This window comes from Kluyvera genomosp. 1, from assembly GCF_001266615.1.
Lineage (GTDB): Bacteria > Pseudomonadota > Gammaproteobacteria > Enterobacterales > Enterobacteriaceae > Kluyvera > Kluyvera cryocrescens_A.
The window spans coordinates 100,879-120,004 of sequence record NZ_LGHZ01000032.1 but is presented as its reverse complement, the minus strand read 5'-3'; the positions used below and the strand labels follow the sequence as shown (position 1 = coordinate 120,004).

Annotated in this window: 19 protein-coding genes; 5 read left to right on the top strand and 14 right to left on the bottom strand. The window is 54.1% G+C overall.

Translation table 11 applies throughout. The annotated features are described in order from the left end of the window. Window positions 1-9 precede the first annotated feature (9 nt). The 5 genes from sucA to sdhC form a co-directional block, all read right to left on the bottom strand. Window positions 10-2,811: a 2-oxoglutarate dehydrogenase E1 component gene (gene sucA, locus KP80_RS17205; protein WP_052284860.1), complete on the bottom strand. Its 2,802-nt coding sequence runs from the start codon at window positions 2,809-2,811 to the stop codon at window positions 10-12. A 355-nt stretch (window positions 2,812-3,166) separates the two neighbouring features. Further along, window positions 3,167-3,883: a succinate dehydrogenase iron-sulfur subunit SdhB gene (gene sdhB, locus KP80_RS17200; protein WP_052284859.1), complete on the bottom strand. Its 717-nt coding sequence runs from the start codon at window positions 3,881-3,883 to the stop codon at window positions 3,167-3,169. 15 nt (window positions 3,884-3,898) lie between these two features. Next, window positions 3,899-5,665: a succinate dehydrogenase flavoprotein subunit gene (sdhA, locus tag KP80_RS17195; protein ID WP_052284858.1), complete on the bottom strand. Its 1,767-nt coding sequence runs from the start codon at window positions 5,663-5,665 to the stop codon at window positions 3,899-3,901. Beyond that, the gene (gene sdhD, locus KP80_RS17190) at window positions 5,665-6,012 is read right to left on the bottom strand and encodes a succinate dehydrogenase membrane anchor subunit (RefSeq protein ID WP_052284857.1); all 348 of its coding nucleotides are present in this window, start codon (window positions 6,010-6,012) and stop codon (window positions 5,665-5,667) included. Before sdhD ends, sdhA begins: the two co-directional genes overlap by 1 nt. Further along, window positions 6,006-6,410 carry a succinate dehydrogenase cytochrome b556 subunit gene (gene sdhC, locus KP80_RS17185; protein WP_052284856.1) on the bottom strand — a complete coding sequence of 135 codons (405 nt, stop codon included), beginning with the start codon at window positions 6,408-6,410 and terminating at the stop codon, window positions 6,006-6,008. The genes sdhD and sdhC overlap by 7 nt, the downstream gene beginning before the upstream one ends. Before the next feature lie 324 nt (window positions 6,411-6,734). Here sdhC and KP80_RS23455 point away from each other — a divergent pair, with 324 nt between their 5' ends. Together KP80_RS23455 and KP80_RS17180 are read left to right on the top strand one after the other, a co-directional pair. Beyond that, window positions 6,735-6,842: a hypothetical protein gene (locus tag KP80_RS23455; RefSeq protein WP_419772961.1), complete on the top strand. Its 108-nt coding sequence runs from the start codon at window positions 6,735-6,737 to the stop codon at window positions 6,840-6,842. A 205-nt stretch (window positions 6,843-7,047) separates the two neighbouring features. Continuing rightward, window positions 7,048-8,331 carry a citrate synthase gene (locus KP80_RS17180; protein ID WP_052284855.1) on the top strand — a complete coding sequence of 428 codons (1,284 nt, stop codon included), beginning with the start codon at window positions 7,048-7,050 and terminating at the stop codon, window positions 8,329-8,331. 78 nt (window positions 8,332-8,409) lie between these two features. Here the strand turns inward: KP80_RS17180 and nei are convergent, their stop codons facing one another. From nei to KP80_RS17145, 7 genes are all read right to left on the bottom strand, one after another. Next, window positions 8,410-9,201, bottom strand: a complete 792-nt coding sequence (gene nei / locus KP80_RS17175) for an endonuclease VIII (RefSeq protein ID WP_052284854.1) — start codon at window positions 9,199-9,201, stop codon at window positions 8,410-8,412. A gap of 78 nt (window positions 9,202-9,279) precedes the next feature. Beyond that, complete coding sequence (locus tag KP80_RS17170) at window positions 9,280-9,771, bottom strand: DUF1266 domain-containing protein (RefSeq protein WP_052284853.1); 492 nt, start codon at window positions 9,769-9,771, stop codon at window positions 9,280-9,282. A gap of 45 nt (window positions 9,772-9,816) precedes the next feature. Continuing rightward, complete coding sequence (locus KP80_RS17165; RefSeq protein WP_156315685.1) at window positions 9,817-10,149, bottom strand: hypothetical protein; 333 nt, start codon at window positions 10,147-10,149, stop codon at window positions 9,817-9,819. Window positions 10,150-10,362: 213 nt separating this feature from the next. Then, entirely contained in the window at window positions 10,363-11,097 is a 735-nt protein-coding gene (gene pxpA / locus KP80_RS17160) for a 5-oxoprolinase subunit PxpA (protein WP_052284851.1), read from the bottom strand. Continuing rightward, a complete protein-coding gene (pxpC, locus tag KP80_RS17155) occupies window positions 11,087-12,019 on the bottom strand; it encodes a 5-oxoprolinase subunit PxpC (RefSeq protein WP_052284850.1) in 933 nt (310 codons plus the stop codon). Before pxpC ends, pxpA begins: the two co-directional genes overlap by 11 nt. Further along, window positions 12,013-12,669, bottom strand: coding sequence for a 5-oxoprolinase subunit PxpB (gene pxpB / locus KP80_RS17150; RefSeq protein ID WP_052284849.1), 657 nt, complete (start codon window positions 12,667-12,669; stop codon window positions 12,013-12,015). Before pxpB ends, pxpC begins: the two co-directional genes overlap by 7 nt. 15 nt (window positions 12,670-12,684) lie before the next feature. Next, a complete protein-coding gene (locus tag KP80_RS17145; RefSeq protein ID WP_052284848.1) occupies window positions 12,685-13,428 on the bottom strand; it encodes a type 2 GTP cyclohydrolase I in 744 nt (247 codons plus the stop codon). Window positions 13,429-13,709: 281 nt separating this feature from the next. Between KP80_RS17145 and dtpD the strand changes: the two genes are divergently transcribed. After that, the gene (dtpD, locus tag KP80_RS17140) at window positions 13,710-15,191 is read left to right on the top strand and encodes a dipeptide permease DtpD (RefSeq protein ID WP_052284847.1); all 1,482 of its coding nucleotides are present in this window, start codon (window positions 13,710-13,712) and stop codon (window positions 15,189-15,191) included. Window positions 15,192-15,262: 71 nt separating this feature from the next. On the opposite strand, the gene phrB is transcribed toward dtpD, so the two are convergent. Continuing rightward, window positions 15,263-16,684: a deoxyribodipyrimidine photo-lyase gene (gene phrB, locus KP80_RS17135; RefSeq protein ID WP_052284846.1), complete on the bottom strand. Its 1,422-nt coding sequence runs from the start codon at window positions 16,682-16,684 to the stop codon at window positions 15,263-15,265. Window positions 16,685-16,837: 153 nt separating this feature from the next. Then, window positions 16,838-17,044 (bottom strand): YbfA family protein, encoded by a 207-nt coding sequence (locus tag KP80_RS17130; RefSeq protein ID WP_052284845.1) that lies wholly within the window; start codon window positions 17,042-17,044, stop codon window positions 16,838-16,840. A gap of 306 nt (window positions 17,045-17,350) precedes the next feature. Here KP80_RS17130 and kdpF point away from each other — a divergent pair, with 306 nt between their 5' ends. Together kdpF and kdpA are read left to right on the top strand one after the other, a co-directional pair. After that, the gene (gene kdpF, locus KP80_RS23450) at window positions 17,351-17,440 is read left to right on the top strand and encodes a K(+)-transporting ATPase subunit F (protein ID WP_082221757.1); all 90 of its coding nucleotides are present in this window, start codon (window positions 17,351-17,353) and stop codon (window positions 17,438-17,440) included. Then, the gene (kdpA, locus tag KP80_RS17120; protein WP_052284844.1) at window positions 17,440-19,119 is read left to right on the top strand and encodes a potassium-transporting ATPase subunit KdpA; all 1,680 of its coding nucleotides are present in this window, start codon (window positions 17,440-17,442) and stop codon (window positions 19,117-19,119) included. Before kdpF ends, kdpA begins: the two co-directional genes overlap by 1 nt. Window positions 19,120-19,126 lie beyond the last annotated feature (7 nt).

Here is a 19,126-nt window from a genome sequence, read left to right as displayed (position 1 = left end):
TATCCTTAATTAATCGACGTTCAGCGCGTCATTGACCAGATCTTGTTGTTGCTTCTGGTGAACAGACATATACCCTACCGCCGGCGAGGCGGAGGCTGGGCGACCTGCATAACGCAGAGCGGCCCCAAATGGAATCACATCACGGAAATGATGCTGGCTGCAGTACCAGGCGCCCTGGTTAAGAGGCTCTTCCTGGCACCAGACAAAATCATGTACGTGAGCAAATGGTTTCAATGCTTCCTGTACTGCCTGGTGCGGGAACGGATACAGCTGTTCGATACGCACGATGGCAACATCTTTCTGGTCGTTCTTGCGACGCTGTTCCAGCAGGTCGTAGTACACCTTGCCTGAACACAGCACGACACGTTTCACGTTCTGCGGATCCAGCTCGTCAATCTCACCAATGGCCGGCATAAAGGTGCCGTTTGCCAGTTCGTCGAGAGAGGAAACCGCCAGCGGATGACGCAGCAGAGATTTCGGTGACATCACCACCAGCGGACGGCGCATCCCGCGAAGCGCCTGACGACGCAGCATGTGATAAACCTGTGCAGGGGTCGACGGAACGCAAACCTGCATGTTCTGCTGAGCGCAAAGCTGCAGATAACGTTCCAGACGCGCGGAGGAGTGCTCCGGACCCTGGCCTTCATAACCGTGTGGCAGCAACATCACCAGACCGCACATACGGCCCCATTTCTGCTCGCCAGAGGAGATGAACTGGTCAATAACAACCTGAGCACCGTTAGCAAAGTCGCCAAACTGCGCTTCCCAGATGGTCAGAGTGCGCGGCTCAGCCGTCGCATAGCCGTATTCAAATGCCAGTACCGCTTCTTCAGACAGTACGGAGTCCCAAACCTTAAAGTCGCCCTGACCGTTGTGCACGTGCTGCAGCGGCGTGTAGGTTGAGCCGTTAGTCTGGTTATGGATAACCGCGTGACGGTGGAAGAAGGTCCCACGACCCGCATCTTCACCGGACAGACGAACCGGCACGCCTTCATCTACCAGCGTGGCGTAAGCCAGATTTTCCGCACCACCCCAGTCGAACAGCTTCTCGCCTGCGGCCATGGACTGACGGTCGCCGTAGATTTTCGCGACGCGAGACTGCATTTCAACCGCGTCAGGCACGGTGCTAATACGGTTAGCCAACTCCTGCAGGCGCTTCATGTCAACCTTGTTCGGGTAACTTTCGTCCCATTCATGGTTGAGGTACGGAGACCAGGTAAAGGAGTGCATGTTCATTGGACGCCACTCTTTCACCACGCATTCGCCCGCGTCCAGCGCGTCGCGATACAGGTTAACCATCTCGGTGGCATCTTCCAGCGTCGCCACTTTGTCCGCTTCCAGCTTGTCAGCATAGATTTTGCGCGGAGTAGGATGCTTTTTGATTTTCTGATACATCAACGGCTGGGTTGCACTTGGCTCGTCGGCTTCGTTGTGGCCGTGACGACGGTAGCAAACCAGATCGATGAACACATCGCGTTTAAACGTATTACGGAAGTCCAGCGCCAGGCGAGTCACGAAAGCCACAGCTTCTGGGTCATCGGCGTTAACGTGGAAAATCGGTGCCATCACCATCTTACCGATATCGGTACAGTATGGCGTTGAGCGGGCATCCAGTGGGTTCGAGGTGGTGAAGCCCACCTGGTTATTGATAACGATACGTACGGTACCGCCCACTTCGTAGCCACGCGCTTTGGACATGTTCAGGGTTTCCTGAACCACGCCCTGGCCGGTTACCGCCGCGTCACCGTGAATGGTAATTGGCAGAACCTGGTTGATGCTCGGCTCGTCCAGACGATCCAGACGTGCACGAACAGAACCGATGACCACTGGGCTGACGATTTCGAGGTGCGATGGGTTGAATGCCAGCGCCAGGTGGACCAGGCCGCCTTCGGTTTCGATATCAGAAGAGAAGCCCATGTGGTACTTCACGTCGCCGGTTCCGAGATGTTCTTTGTGCTTACCGGAGAACTCGTCGAACAGCTCCTGGGACTGTTTGCCCAGCACGTTAATCAGCACGTTCAGACGACCACGGTGCGCCATACCCAGCACTACTTCACGCGTGCCGCTCTTGCCCGCATGGCGGATCATCTCTTTGAGCATTGGCACCAGCGCGTCACCGCCTTCCAGCGAGAAGCGTTTTGCGCCAGGGAATTTCGCACCCAGGTAACGTTCCAGACCTTCTGCAGCAGTCAATTCGCTCAGGAAACGCGTCTTCTCTTCTGCGCTAAAGGTGGCATGGCCCGCTTCGAAACGCTGCTGAATCCAACGTTTTTCCTCGGTGTTCGTAATGTGCATGTATTCCGCGCCAATGTGACCACAGTAGGTCTGTTTCAGCGCGTCAATCAACTCGCCGAGCTTCATCGTCTCTTTGCCGATAGCAAAAGAACCGACGTTAAAGCTCTCCTGGAAATCAGCTTCAGTCAGATCGTGGAAAGCGGGGTCTAAATCAGCCACTTTATCCTGCTGCCACAGTCCCAGCGGATCGAGGATCGCATGCTGGTGACCACGGAAGCGATATGCGTTGATAAGCTGCAGGACTTTAACCTGCTTCGCATTCGTGTCAGGGTCGGAAACGGAAGAAGAGTAACGCGAGGCATCCTTCGCCAGACGGCGGAAATAATCACGCGTTGTTGAATGGAGTTGATCCGGTTTGACTCCGGTACCAGGTAACTGCTGGAACGTCGAACGCCAGTTAGCGTCTACCGAGTCAGGATCGGTTAAGAAGTCTTCATAGAGCTGTTCTATCCAGCTCTGGTTTGAGCCAGAGAGGTAAGAAGAGTCCAACCAGGCTTTCAAAGCGCTGTTCTGCATCGTGATCCCTTAAGCATTTTTATGCTTACTTCGCCGTGGATACTACCACGCACACCGCTGTGCGTGCCGGGGTTCACCTGTTGCGGACTGTCGTGTCATCTGCGTCCGCTAAGGAACCTTTAAAAACTGTCTAATAATCGTCACTGTTCAGGCTACGACTGCGTTGCGGCCTTCACTCACTCCGGTCTCATAGTTAACTATGCTCCCGAAGATTTGTTCAGACCGCGCCTTGTCTCGCTCTGAACATCTCGATTATTACCGCTTATATGGCAGTTTTTAGAGATTTCCTGCTATCTGTCCCCTCTCCCTAAGGGAGAGGGTTAGGGTGAGGGGAACAACGCTCCCCTCTTACTATTTATGCACTACGTTGCAGCAGCATCGACTTAATATGGCCGATGGCGCGCGTCGGGTTCAGCCCCTTAGGACATACACTGACGCAGTTCATGATGCTGTGACAGCGGAATACGCTGAAAGCGTCACTCAGTCCTTCCAGACGGCTGTCGGTTTCGGTATCGCGGCTATCAATCAGGAAGCGATACGCGGCCAGCAGGCCTGCCGGGCCAACAAACTTGTCCGGATTCCACCAGAACGACGGACAAGACGTTGAACAACATGCGCAAAGAATACACTCGTACAGACCATCGAGCTTCTCACGCTGCTCAGGCATCTGAAGATGCTCACGAGCCGGAGGATTTTGCCCATTATTCAATAAGTAAGGCTTAATCTTCTCATATTGTGCATAGAATTGCCCCATGTCTACCACCAAATCGCGGATCACCGGCAGACCAGGCAGTGGACGGATAACAATTTTCTTGCCCGGCTGATTCAGCGCGGAGATCGGCGTGATGCACGCCAGACCATTTTTACCGTTCATGTTCAGGCCATCGGAGCCACAAACCCCTTCACGGCAAGAACGGCGGAACGACAGAGAAGGATCTTTTTCTTTCAGCTGGATTAATGCATCCAGCAGCATCATGTCGCGACCTTCTTCCGCTTCCAGGGTGTAATCCTGCATGCGCGGAGCATCATCGACATCCGGGTTATAACGATAAACTGAAAACTCGAGTTTCATATTCCTGTCTCCGCATTAATAAGTACGAATCTTCGGCGGGAACGCCGGACGCAGTTTCGGTTCCATGTTGACGCTACGACGCGTCATGGATTCCGACTCTGGCAGATACAGGGAATGGCACAGCCAGTTTTCATCATCACGATCCGGGAAGTCGAAGCGGCTATGCGCGCCACGGCTTTCGGTACGGAAGTTCGCTGACACCGCGGTGGCGTAAGCGGTTTCCATCAGGTTATCCAGCTCCAGACACTCAACGCGCTGGGTGTTGAACTCGCTTGAAGTGTCATCCAGACGGGCATTTTTCAAACGCTCACGGATGGCTTTCAGCTGCTCAAGCCCTTTCGCCATCGCATCACCTTCACGGAATACCGAGAAGTTGTGCTGCATACATTCCTGCAGCGCTTTGCGGATTTCGACCGGGTCTTCGCCGTCACGGTTACCGTTCCAGCGGTTCAGACGTTCCAGAGAAGCATCAATTTCTTCTTCTGTTGCATCACGCAGTACGCCCTGCTCAGCAATAGACTCTTGCAGATGCAGACCCACCGCACGACCGAATACCACCAGGTCCAGCAACGAGTTGCCGCCCAGACGGTTAGCGCCGTGTACCGATACACAGGCAATTTCGCCAACGGCGAACAGGCCCGGAATCACCACATCTTCACCCTGCTCGTTCACGGTCAACGCCTGGCCGCTCACTTTGGTCGGAATACCGCCCATCATGTAGTGGCAGGTTGGAATTACCGGAATCGGCTCTTTAACCGGGTCGACGTGCGCAAAGGTACGGGACAGTTCGAGGATACCCGGCAGGCGGGATTCCAGAACTTCTTTACCCAGGTGGTCAAGTTTCAGCTTCGCGTGTGGACCCCATGGGCCATCGCAGCCGCGACCTTCACGGATTTCGATCATGATGGAACGCGCCACCACGTCACGACCCGCCAGGTCTTTCGCATTCGGGGCATAACGCTCCATAAAGCGTTCGCCGTGTTTATTCAGCAGGTAGCCACCTTCACCACGACAGCCTTCTGTCACCAGAACACCCGCGCCAGCGATACCGGTTGGGTGGAACTGCCACATTTCCATATCCTGTACCGGCACGCCAGCACGGATGGCCATACCGACACCATCACCGGTGTTGATGTGGGCGTTGGTAGTGGACTGGTAAATACGGCCTGCGCCGCCGGTCGCCAGCACGGTAGCGCGGGCTTTGAAGTAAACCACTTCGCCGGTTTCGATGCACAGAGCGGTACAACCTACCACTGCGCCATCGGCATTTTTCACCAGATCCAGCGCATACCATTCGGAGAAGATGGTGGTGTGGTTTTTCAGGTTTTGCTGATACAGCGTATGCAGCAGTGCGTGACCGGTACGGTCAGCCGCCGCTGCGGTACGTGCCGCCTGCTCGCCGCCGAAGTTTTTCGACTGGCCGCCAAACGGACGTTGGTAGATGGTGCCATTATCCAGACGGGAGAATGGCAGACCCATGTGATCCAGCTCCAGAATCGCTTCCGGACCGGTTTTACACATATATTCGATAGCGTCCTGGTCACCGATGTAGTCCGACCCTTTAACGGTGTCGTACATGTGCCATTCCCAGTTATCTTCATGGGTATTACCGAGCGCGACGGTGATACCACCCTGCGCAGACACGGTATGGGAACGGGTCGGGAACACTTTAGACAGCAGCGCACAACTCTGGCCGCTTTGGGAAATTTGCAGCGCCGCGCGCATACCTGCGCCACCGGCACCAATCACAACAGCATCAAATTCTCTGACTGGCAGTTTCATCACACACCCCACACCACAACAAATCCATAAATGACGTAAACCAGCAGCGCAACAACAATAACCAGTTGCAGCGTCAGGCGCAGAGCCAGTGGTTTAACGTAGTCGGTTAACACCTGCCACATGCCAATCCAGGCATGAATCAAGATCGAGAACAGGGCCAGCAAGGTGAATACTTTGGTGAACGCAGAGGCAAAGAAACCACTCCAGACTTCCCACGTGACGTCGCCCGTTACCGCGAAGAAGCCAACCATGTAGATAATGTAGAGCGTCAGAACGATGGCGGTAGCGCGGACCAGGATGAAGTCATGTACGCCGTTGCGTCCTAATGCTGAGGCGTTGCTTACCATACGAGGACTCCTGCAAGAATTGAAAGCACGACAGTAATAACAAAAGAAATTTTCGCGGAGCGCTTACCAGCCTCGAGGGTTTCTTCAAGATAACCAAAATCCATTAATACGTGACGAATACCGACCACCGCGTGATACGCCAGCGCAGTCAGGATGCCCCACATAATGAATTTGGCGAAGAAGCTGCCCATGATGGATGAAGCGGTTTGGAAGCCTTCCGGAGAAGAGAGACTGGTGCCCAGCAGCCACAGCAGAATACCGACCGCCACAAACGTGATCACACCGGATACGCGATGGAGAATGGACGCTATCGCTGTTATAGGGAACCGGATTGTTGTCAAATCCAGATTGACAGGTCTTTGTTTTTTCACATTTCTTATCATGAATAACGCCCACATGCTGTTCTTATTATTTCCTTCCTCCGGTCCGCAGGCGGGTCAAGCAGCGTCCTTTCTATAACTTCGCGTCATGTAAAAATCTGCTCACAGATGCTAAAACGACGCGTTGCAACGCTGGGTGGCTCGGGATTGCAGGGTATTCCGGAGACCTGGCGGCAGTATAGGCCGTTCACAAAATCATTACAATTAACCTACATATAGTTTGTCCGGTTTTATGCAGAACAGTGATCATGCTCACGATTAAAACAATTTTTTAAAAATTAACCACGTGATTTGACAAATATTAAACATTATTGTTACAACCATTACCTGTAAAAGCATATAATGCTCAAAAGTTATGGGGTCACTCTTTCACCTGATAATAAGTTATGTAACAGTGAGAGAGAGTTGACCTATCTAATCAGGACAGTTATTAGTGTTGTTCAGGTTTGAATCATCGGATTGCTAAGACCCTGATTTGCTGTTGTTTCACTGTAGATTAGACGTGCACCGTCAAGCGCCCTTTGCTCTGTACCCTTGCTTTATATCTTCAGCAGAGCCGTGAGCCAAATAACAAACAGGCAACGTCGAAATATGTTTTGAATTGCAAATCCGGCATCCAGCAGTCTTAAGCAAAAAGGCGCTAAGGAGACCGTAAATGGCTGATACTAAGGCAAAAATCACTCTAACCGGTGAAAATGCTATTGAACTTGATGTGCTAAAAGGTACGCTCGGTCAGGATGTTATTGATATCCGTAGTCTTGGTTCGAAAGGCATCTTTACTTTTGATCCTGGTTTTACCTCCACCGCATCTTGCGAATCTAAAATTACTTTTATTGATGGTGATGAAGGGATTCTGCTGCACCGTGGCTTCCCTATCGACCAGCTCGCCACCGAGTCTAACTACCTCGAAGTCTGCTACATCCTGCTGTACGGTGAAAAACCGTCCCAGGCTGAATTCGACGAGTTCACCACCACCGTCACCCGGCACACCATGATTCACGAGCAGATTACCCGTCTGTTCCACGCGTTCCGCCGCGATTCTCACCCAATGGCGGTGATGTGCGGTATCACCGGCGCGCTGGCCGCGTTTTATCACGACTCGCTGGATGTGAATAACCCACGCCACCGTGAAATCGCCGCTTTCCGTCTGCTGTCCAAAATGCCAACCATGGCAGCGATGTGTTACAAATATTCTATCGGTCAACCATTCGTTTACCCGCGCAACGACCTCTCCTATGCTGGTAACTTCCTGCGTATGATGTTCTCAACGCCGTGTGAAGAGTACGTGGTGAATCCAGTACTGGAACGCGCAATGGACCGTATTCTGATCCTGCATGCTGACCACGAACAGAACGCATCAACGTCAACCGTTCGTACCGCGGGTTCCTCCGGTGCTAACCCGTTCGCGTGTATTGCGGCCGGTATCGCTTCTCTGTGGGGACCAGCCCACGGCGGTGCCAACGAAGCGGCACTGAAGATGCTTGAAGAAATCAGCTCCGTTAAGCACATTCCAGAATTTGTACGTCGTGCGAAAGACAAGAACGACTCTTTCCGCCTGATGGGCTTTGGCCACCGCGTGTACAAAAACTACGACCCGCGTGCCACCGTGATGCGTGAAACCTGCCACGAAGTTCTGCGTGAACTGGGCTCGAAAGATGATCTGCTGGAAGTGGCGATGGAGCTTGAGCACATCGCGCTGAACGACCCGTACTTTATCGAGAAGAAACTGTACCCGAACGTCGACTTCTACTCCGGCATCATCCTGAAAGCGATGGGCATTCCATCTACCATGTTCACCGTGATCTTCGCGATGGCGCGTACCATTGGCTGGATTGCGCACTGGAACGAAATGCACACCGACGGCATGAAGATTGCCCGTCCTCGTCAGCTCTATACCGGTTACGAGCAGCGCGACTTCAAATCAGATCTCAAGAAATAATCAATGATCTGCCTGTAAAAAAAGCGCCTGCGGGCGCTTTTTTTATCGCTTCTAAATAGCGAAGACTCGATGCTGAGCTTAGTGCTGGCAGCCTGGGCACCAATAAAACGGCCGAGAAGAAAGCATGCTCCGCTCAATACGGGTACCGCATCGTTCACAGGGTTCACCCTCGCGGTGAAAGACCTTGAAACGGAACAGCGCACCGTGGTGTTTGTTGTCATCCACCTGACCGCGAGTGTTGTAGGAAAGCCGCGGTATCTCCAGCAAAGCCTGAGCCAGCGTATCCAGCTGCGCGTCCGTGAGCTGTGACGCTTTATGATTCCCGGTAAGCCCAACCTGCCACAGGATCTCAACGCGTAAATAATTCCCGAGCCCGGCCAAAAACGCCTGATCTAAAAACAGCCCGGAAAACTGCCGATTGCGGAATTTTGCCGACAGTAAACGCTCTTTGACCATCTGCGGCGTCAACGTCATATCAAGCACGTCCGGCCCCACGCGCAGTAAAAATGGATGCGTCTTCACCTGCTCCGGCGTCAGCATTTCAATATCCGATGCGCTATACAGCAGAATCATTTTGTCTGCTGCTGCGAGCTTCACGCGCAGCACCCGTGTGGTATCCAGCGTGTCACCGCTATTCACCACGCGCCAGACGCCATACAGCTGGTTGTGGCTATAAAGCGTCAACCCGCCAGAAAAATGGGTGAGCAGCGCTTTGCCGCGCGTTTCCACATGGGTGATATGTTGCCCAATGAGAACAGATGCAAAAGGTTTTAATTCGGGGAAAGCAAACCAGACGTCGGTCAGCGGTTTACCTTTGATAGCCACTTCCAGGCTGTCCGCCGCGCGGCGGATTTCCGGGCCTTCAGGCATGCTCGTGTCCTTTTATCAATCAAAACACCTGCTATCCTGAGCGCGTCAGACGAGGTTAGCAAGCGTAATGATGAACCATCAGGTACGGCAGACAGGAAACGCAACAGTGCGAAATGGCGAGTTGTTATCCCCCAGCAGCAGTTTTGCGCCCTGGAAGTGATTGCTCGCGACAAGCGGCATTCTTAACATGCCTAATGCGCCTTTCCAGGCCCCATTCCACTCCAGATACATCACCAGGTATGACACCGTTAACTGCTCCCAGGACGAGAATTGCTGCTCGATAAGTTCACCAATAATATTCAGAAACTCTCGCGCTTCCTGTTCATCAATATAACCGACTGAAAAACCAATTCGGGTAAGCCATGACGCTCTAACCAGGTCAAACCCGGTGATTGGACAGGCATCTATATTATGAAAGCAAAGTCCTTGCTGCTGTAAATAACCAATATACCGTTCCTTTGCCGATACGTCATTTAAATAAGAATGAGAAGAAACAATAGAATGATTAATTAATTTCCTGATGGCTTTTCGCAACTTACGATCGTTATCAATATCCCACGATGCATTCATTAAAAACCGCGCTTCTTTGATATCGTCAAAATTATTTAAATCCAGCTACTCAAGCGAGTTGATGTAGCTAATTGAGGTCGGGTAGCGCCCTGTACCACCGATCAAGAACAGTGACTCAGCGCAGGCTGCACGCTGTTCTCCTGCAGATTTGAGTGGGTAGCAAGGCTGCGCATTGTAAAGCTGATCCATGACGAACTCAGGAACTTCTTGATTATGATAAAAATCCCTGGCATGACGCACTACAGAAAAAACAACCCATCCCATGATCAACCATATGAGAATATTAAATATAAGATGATTATCAATCACACTATATTTATCCTGAACAACGCCGGCGATAATCAATATAACAACTGGCCACGCAAATTTACGCACCATAAACATCTCATCCCTGTTTGACAAAAACAGCCAACCTCATGCCAGCCAATTATTTCGCAGTAAATGTAAGCACAATACGCCGTGTTGTACCAGCAGAGAGTGTCACAAATAATTCAAATAAGAATAAATTAACCAATTAAAATATATAAATCATCATAATGCATATAAATAACTAATAATTTAAGCGGCATAATCTGTTATGCCGCTTAAAAACTATGCCTGAACGGTGATCCCCTGTGCGGCGAAAGCCTTACGCAATCGCCGAGCAAAGGCCAACGCATGATCGCCATCACCGTGCAGACAAACCGTCTGCGCGGTGACCTGCGCCCACTGGCCATCGATGGTACGCACGCGTCCATGCTGCACCATTTCCAGCGTCTGTGCCAACGCCAGCGATTCATCAGTAATCAACGCCGCTGGCTGGCTACGTGGCACCAGTTGCCCATCGGCAAGGTAACCACGATCCGCAAAAACCTCCTGCCGGGTTGGTAGCCCAAGGCGTTCACCGGCGCGAATCAGTTCGCTACCCGCCAGCCCAACTAGAATTAAGGCCGGGTTAACGGCAAATACCGCCTGGGCAATCGCCTCCGCCAGAACGGTATCTTTCGCCGCCTGGTTATACAGCATGCCATGCGGCTTCACGTGCCGCAGCGTGCCGCCTTCGGCTTGAACCATCACCGCCAGCGCCCCCACCTGATACAGCGTCTGGGCGTAGACGGTTTCCGGTGGCAGGTGCATCGCCGTCCGGCCAAAGTTCTCCCTATCGGGAAAGCTCGGATGTGCACCCACGGCCACGCCATTTTTCAACGACTCGCGAACGCAGGCTAGCATCATCGCGGCATCACCGGCATGAAATCCGCAGGCAATATTGGCCGAGGTTACCAGCGTTAACAGCTCGGTATCGCTGGCACAGCCTTCGCCAACATCGGCATTCAGATCAATCATCATCGCCCAGCCGCCATGCCAATTGCTCCAGATAACGCTGCTGATCGTGGCGCGCTTTCAACGCTTCTTCGAGGCTACAGCGTACGAAATGAATTGGCTGCCCGAGCGGGATCTGCGCCAGTTGGAACATATCGGCCTCGATAATACAGGCAATACGCGGGTAGCCACCGGTCGTCTGCGCATCGTTCATGAGCACGATCGGTTGACCATTATGCGGTACCTGCACGACACCGGGAACCAACCCATGTGACAGCAGCTCACGTCCGGCGGTGCGCGTCAGCGGTTGACCGTTCAGACGATAGCCCATACGGTTACTCTGCGGGCTTAAACGCCAAGGCGAACGCCAAAAGCTCTCCTGCGAAACCTCATCAAACTCATGATACTCCGGCCCCGGCAGCGCCCGAATCCGGTTGCTCGGCAACAGCGGTTTGACCCCGCGCGGCTCTTTAAAGGTCCGCGACGGTTGGCCCATCGGCAGGACATCGCCATCCTGAAGCCGCCGCCCTTCCAGCCCGCCAATACCCACATTGAGATCGGTACTGCGCGACCCCATTACCGCCGGGACATCAATCCCCCCCGCCACTGCGAGATAGCTGCGAATGCCGTGCGGCGGACGCTTTAGCGTGAGCGTCTGCCCTGCCTTCGCCCAGTGCCGCCAGCCGCTCCATACCGCCTCATCGTCGAGAGTCGCCTCACAGCCAGCGCCCGTTAAAGCAAACCAACCGTCACGGGCAAAGCGAAACGACGCCATACCGAGGGTGATTTCCAGCGCCGCTGCGTTGGCATCGTTGCCCACCAGCAGATTTGCCGTCATCAGCGCGGGCTTATCCATCGCACCGCAGCGGCTGACGCCAGACTGACGAAGACCGTCGCGTCCCCCATCCTGTACCGTGGTATACATCCCAGCGCGAATCACCTTCAGCATATCCCCTCCTTTTGCGGCACAAAGCGCACCGTATCCCCCGGACGGAGCAGAATAGGTTCTTCACGATTAGGTGAAAACAGCGCCAGCGGCGTTCGGCCGATGAGCTGCCAGCCGCCGGGCGTTGCTAGCGGATAAATTCCCGTTTGTACCCCGCCAATACCGACAGAACCTGCGGGCACCTGGACTCTTGGCTCTGCGCGACGCGGCATAGCCAGTTGCGACGGCAACCCACCTAAATAAGGGAATCCCGGCTGAAAACCGAGGAACCACACCACATAGTCGACCGAAGCATGCAGTTCAACGACCTGTTTAGGCGTCAGCCCACTGATACTTGCCACTTCCGGCAGATCCGGACCGCTATCACCGCCGTACACCACGGGAATATCAATACACCGTGAGTCGGGCTCCAGCGCTTCACTCTCTTCCCACCAGCGCTGCAGGCGTTCAATTGCATCCAGCGCCTGTGTCTGCGGGTCGCGCAGAGTGACCGTAATGTTATTCATCCCCGGAATGGCATCCACCACGCCGGGCATCTGTACGACGCGCTGCGCTAAACGCCAGACGCGCTTTTGGGTGGTCAACGTGACCGGCGGTTCCAGCTCCAGCACGACCGCCGTCTCTCCTAATAAATAACAACGCGCTCGCTGCACTTTATTCCCTCATCGTTATGCCGGATTGGCGATATCCACAAAGGTAACATCCAAATCGGTTGTCTCATTAAGCCATTCACTCAGCGCACGAATACCACCACGTTCGGTGGCATGGTGACCGGCGGCATAGAAGTGCAGCCCTTGCTCTCGGGCGGAGTGAATCGTCTGCTCGGACACTTCACCGGTAATAAAGGCATCCACGCCAAATCGCGCCGCACTGTCGATAAAGCCCTGACCGCCGCCGGTACACCACGCGACACGCTGGACTTTATCCGGCCCGGTATCCCCACTCCACAGCGGCTTGCGTCCCAAACGGGCTTCAATCCACGATGCCAGCTCCAGGCCAGAGACCGGCATTGAGAGTTCACCCCATGGTACCAGCGCTTCAATCTCACCTTGAACGTTGATACCTAGCAGCTGCGCCAACTGTGCGTTATTCCCCAGTTCAGGATGCGCATCCAGCGGCAGATGCCAACCATAAAGGTTGATATCGTTGGCCAGCAGCGCTTTCAGACGGTTGCGCTTCATGCCGCGAATCACCGGTGATTCACCTTTCCAGAAATAGCCGTGATGCACAATCACCGCGTCCGCCTGCTGGCGTATGGCTTCGTCAATCAGCGCCTGGCTGGCAGTAACGCCAGTGACAATTTTCTGCACCGTTTCACGCCCCTCAACCTGCAGGCCGTTAGGCGCGTAATCGCTAAAGGCGGCGCTGTTGAGTTTTTCATTAATCAGTTGTTCTAGCTCAGTATTTTTCATCGTCGCTCTCTTTGCTATTGATGCTGTACTACAGAATAAAATAGCGTCCTGCGGGCGCTGCGTCGATACGCAATTCCTCGCTCGCGTTCTCATGCCGCGTAATTACGCGCATTAAGTGCTTAAACAACACGATTTATCTGTTTTAATGTGACGTACTTAATGTATATTTATGCAACCATACCGCATATTACAAAGATAATACGATTTTCATCGTATGATTACAGTATAGAAACAAAACCTTACGCAGCGTGGCTACGCGGGGTTTAGAGGTCAGATGTGCAATGAATAAATCACAATCGCAGCCGAAGGCGATTTACTACGTCGTCGCTCTGCAAATCTGGGAATACTTCAGCTTCTATGGCATGCGCGCGCTGCTGATCCTGTATCTCACAAACCAACTCAAATATAACGACACCCACGCTTACGAGCTATTCAGCGCCTACTGCTCGCTGGTTTACGTCACCCCAATTCTTGGCGGCTATCTGGCCGACAAAGTCCTCGGCAACCGGATGGCGGTGATGCTGGGTGCACTATTGATGGTGATTGGCCATATGGTGCTAGGTGCCAGTGAAATCGCGCCAATGTTCCTCTATCTGTCGCTGGCCATCATCGTCTGCGGTTACGGCCTGTTTAAATCCAACGTCAGCTGCCTGCTGGGCGAATTATATGAACCGACCGACCCGCGTCGCGACGGCGGTTTCTCGCTGATGTATGCAGCGGGTAACGTCGGCTCCATCATTGCGCCAATTGCCTGCGGTTTTGCCCAGGAGCAATACAGCTGGGCGATGGGCTTTACCCTCGCGGCCGTCGGTATGCTCGCGGGCCTGGTTATCTTCATCAGCGGTCGTCGTCACTTCTCCCACACCCGTGGGGTGAACAAAGAAGCACTGTGTGCGACCAAATTCCTGATGCCGAACTGGGGCTGGCTGCTGGTCCTGCTGGTCGTCGCACCGCTGTTTATCACCCTATTATTCTGGCAGGAGTGGTCGGTCTACGCGCTGATTGTCGCCTCGATTATTGGTCTGGTGGTGCTGGCAAGAATTTATCGCCGCGCGGAAACCGCCGAGCAGCGTAAAGACCTGCGTTTGATTATGGTGCTGACCTTCTTTAGCCTGCTGTTTTGGGCATTTGCCCAGCAGGGTGGCAGCTCTATCAGTCTGTATATTGACCGTTTCGTCAATCGCAATGTGTTGGGCTATGAAGTGCCAACCGCGATGTTCCAATCGGTGAACGCCTTTGCCGTCATGGCCTGCGGCGTGGTGCTGGCATGGTTGATTAAAGAGCAGGTTACCAGCAACCGCGACCTGCGTATCTGGGGCAAATATGCGTTGGGCCTCGGCCTGATGAGCGCCGGCTTCTGTATCCTGACGCTGAGCGCTCGCTGGTCAGCAACCTACGGCCACTCCTCGATGCCGTTAATGCTGCTGGGTCTGTCGGTAATGGGCTTTGCCGAACTGTTTATCGACCCGGTGGCAATGTCGCAAATCACCCGGATTCAGATCCCTGGCGTAACCGGCGTATTAACCGGTATCTATATGCTGCTCTCTGGCGCAGTAGCGAACTACGTTGCAGGCCTAATCGCCGATCAGACATCGCAGGCTTCCTTTGATGCCGCCGGTGCGGTGGATTACTCGATTAACGCCTATATCGAAGTCTTTAGCCAAATTACCTGGGGCTCTGTCGCCTGCGTCGCAGCCGTGTTGATAATCTGGCTCTACCACACGCTCAAAGTTCGCAGCCGCCGCCTGGCCGCTGAGGCTTAATCCAACCCCGAGGCCTGATCATTCAGGCCTCGTTTGTTTCTAGCACCCACGATGACCTGGCTGCACTTCACTTAGCTGACCGATTTTTTCGCTGCTTCATAAGCCGCCAGCGTGACTACCCGCGCCTGAGCGTGGTCGACTATCGGCTGCGGATAATCTAACGTCACGCCCTGTTTATCTGCCCAGCCCCAAGGCTGATGAATCGCTTTATCGGGCACCGATTTGAGCTCCGGCAGCCAGTGGCGAATAAATTCGCCGCTTTTATCAAAGCGCTCACCCTGAGTGGTTGGGTTAAAGATACGAAAATACGGCGCGGCGTCAGTACCGGTGGATGCGGCCCACTGCCAGCCGCCGTTATTGGCCGCCAGACAACCGTCCACCAGTTGCGACATAAAGTAGCGCTCCCCTGCCCGCCAGTCGATAAGCAGATCCTTCACCAGGAAACTGGCGACAATCATCCGCAGGCGATTGTGCATCCAGCCGGTTTCGTTGAGCTGTCGCATCGCGGCATCAACAATCGGATAGCCGGTTTTTCCCTCCTGCCAGGCCTTCAGCTCGTCCGGAGCCTCGCGCCAGCGGACGTTATCGGTCCAGTTGATAAACGGGCGGTGTTTGCACAAACGCGGGTAGTAGGTCATCAGGTGACGGTAAAACTCGCGCCAGATAAGCTCATTGAGCCAGACGCTGCCCGCGCCGCCATCAAGCGCGCCAGGCTGTTCAGCCAGCAGGCGATGCAGGCACTGGCGCGGTGACAATACGCCAACCGCAAGGCAGGCAGATAAACGGCTGGTGCCTTCGATTGCCGGAAAATCACGCTGTGCCTCATAGTCTGCAGCCGACTGTTGGCAGAACTGACGCAGCTGCGCAATCGCCGCGTTTTCATCTTCGGGGAACAGTGCACGATCAAAGGGCTGCTGCGGATAGTCCAGTACAATGGCAGGCGTATTATCCACCGCTGGCGCGTTTCTCACCGCAGGTGCGCGAACACATTCCGGTAAATGCTCACGCAAGCGCCGCAGCCACGCATTTTTATACGGCGTAAAGACTTTATACATCTCGTGGTTGCCGGTCATTACCGCGCCCGGCGGCAGGATCACACTGTCATCAAAACCCTGGCAAACCGTCTCCGCCAGCGCCCTTTCCACTGCCGCATCACGCTGACGCTCGTTGTATTCGTACTGATAGTTGTAAAAAAGCTGCGTCACATCGTGCTGCTGGCAGACCTCTTTTACCACCTCAACGGAGGCGGCAAAGTCCACCACCTGCTCAAAAATCAGTGGGATATTTTTCTCCGCCAGCGAGTTACGCAGAACGTTGAGCTGCGCAGCGATATAGGCCGCCTGGCGCGGAGCCATATGATGGGATGCCCACTGTTGCGGGGTAGCAATGTAAAGTGCCAGCACCCGGGCATTCACATCGCGACAGGCGGCGGCAAGGGCAAGATTGTCATGCAGGCGTAAATCAGCGCGGAACCAGACCAGATGAGTGGACATACATTTCCTGAATACATTTATGAATGAATTCAATAGTACACCAAATATTTCCCCTCATCCGCAGAGGCGGCGGCCATCGTCTTGCCTTTCTGCAGACGAAAAAAAACCGCCCCTTCGCAGGCGCGGTTTTGATCGCTTAGTAACAGCTTGTAATTAATAGAAGTCGCAAGCAGCTTCTTCGGCCTGCTCCATCCATACCGGCTTGTCGCTGGTTTTAGACCAGACGCGGTGCAGATAGCTGTAAAAACGAGCGCGATCTTTCCAGAACAACATCACCGGCAGCGCAACAATCCCCGCCACCACGGCGAAAGTACGGCGCAGCACGACAATGTGTGCAGGATATTTTTTATACAGTTCCATTTTTCTCTCCCCTAAGTTGGCCGGCAATGCTCGCCGGAAAATAAAGCTCAGTAATCTGACTAAAAGAGTACCGCCTTTTGTGTAATTTTACTACTCATCCGACCACTTTTTTGAGCTTGTTTTGCCTTTATTTACTTTACCTGCGTAATTCAGTTACACGATTGTTAAATTAATACTAACCATTAGTTAAATTGTGCCTTTTGCCATTTTTATACTTTTTTTACACCCTGCCATTCTATTTTTGCGAAATCTTTGCACCCGAAATCCTACCCTTAGCGCAATAACTCAAGAGTCCGGAGGTGGATTGTGACTGCAGGTGTGATAGCCGGCGTGGTGCTGGTGTTCTTGTTACTGGCGTATCTGGTTTATGCCCTATTAAAGGCGGAGGCCCTGTGATGGCTGCTCAAGGATTTTTACTGGTCGCTAGCTTCCTGCTGGTGCTGTTCGTATTGGCCCGACCGCTCGGCAAGATGCTGGCGGGGATGATCGCCAATACGCCGCTGCCGGGCGTGGCGCGCTGCGAAAATGTTCTGTGGCGCGCGCTGGGGATTTCCGGCCAGGAGATGAGCTGGGGGCGCTATGCCGCCGCTATTTTGCTGCTCAATCTGTGCGGGCTGCTGGCACTCTTTGCTCTGTTGATGCTGCAAGGGCATCTGCCGTTCAACCCGCAGCAGTTGCCGGGGCTGTCATGGCATCTGGCGCTCAATACCGCCGTAAGCTTTGTCAGCAATACCAACTGGCAATCCTACAGCGGTGAAACCACCCTGAGCTATCTCAGCCAGATGGCCGGGCTGACGGTGCAGAACTTCCTCTCCGCCGCCACGGGTATCGCCGTGCTGTTTGCACTGGTGCGCGCCTTTACTCGCCACAGTGTCAACACGCTAGGTAACGCCTGGGTCGATATCACCCGTATTACGCTGTGGCTGCTGCTGCCGATTTCTCTGCTGCTGGCGCTGTTCTTTATTCAGCAAGGTGCATTGCAAAACATTCTGCCCTACCAGCCATTCACCTCGCTGGAGGGGATACACCAGGTACTGCCTATGGGGCCGGTCGCCTCGCAGGAAGCGATAAAGATGCTGGGGACCAATGGCGGCGGCTTCTTCAACGCCAACTCATCACACCCGTTTGAAAACCCAACCGCGCTAACCAACTTTGTGCAAATGCTGGCGATCTTCCTGATCCCCGCGGCGCTGTGCTTCGCCTTTGGCGATGCGGTCGGCGACAACCGCCAGGGCCGAGCCATTCTGTGGGCAATGACGCTGATTTTCGTGGTCTGCGTCGCGGTGGTGATGTGGGCGGAAACCAAAGGTAACCCACATCTGCTGCCGCTGGGCGCGGACAGCGCTATCAATATGGAAGGTAAAGAGAGCCGCTTCGGCATTCTCGCCAGTAGCCTGTATGCCGTGGTCACTACCGCAGCCTCCTGCGGGGCGGTCAACGCCATGCATGACTCGTTCACCGCGTTGGGCGGCATGGTACCCATGTGGCTGATGCAGATTGGTGAAGTGGTGTTCGGTGGTGTCGGCTCTGGCCTGTACGGCATGCTGCTGTTCGTGCTGCTGGCGGTATTTATCGCCGGGCTGATGATTGGCCGTACGCCGGAATACCTCGGTAAAAAGATCGATGTGCCGGAGATGAAAATGACCGCGCTGGCCATTCTGGTCACCCCAACGCTGGTACTGCTCGGTACGGCACTGGCCATGATGACCGACGCCGGACGCAGTGCGATGGCCAACCCGGGCTCGCACGGTTTTAGCGAAGTGCTCTACGCCGTGTCGTCAGCCGCCAACAACAACGGCAGCGCCTTTGCCGGGCTCAGCGCCAACACGCCGTTCTGGAACTGTTTGCTGGCGGTGTGCATGTTCGTCGGCCGCTTTGGGGTCATCGTCCCGGTACTGGCGATTGCCGGTTCGCTGGTGACGAAAAGGATCCAACCCGCTACCCCTGGCACGCTGGCGACGCATGATGCGCTGTTTATCGGCCTGCTGATTGGCACCGTGCTGCTGGTTGGCGCCCTGACCTTTATTCCCGCCCTGGCGATTGGCCCGGTGGCGGAACATCTTTCCCTGTTTTGAGTGATGC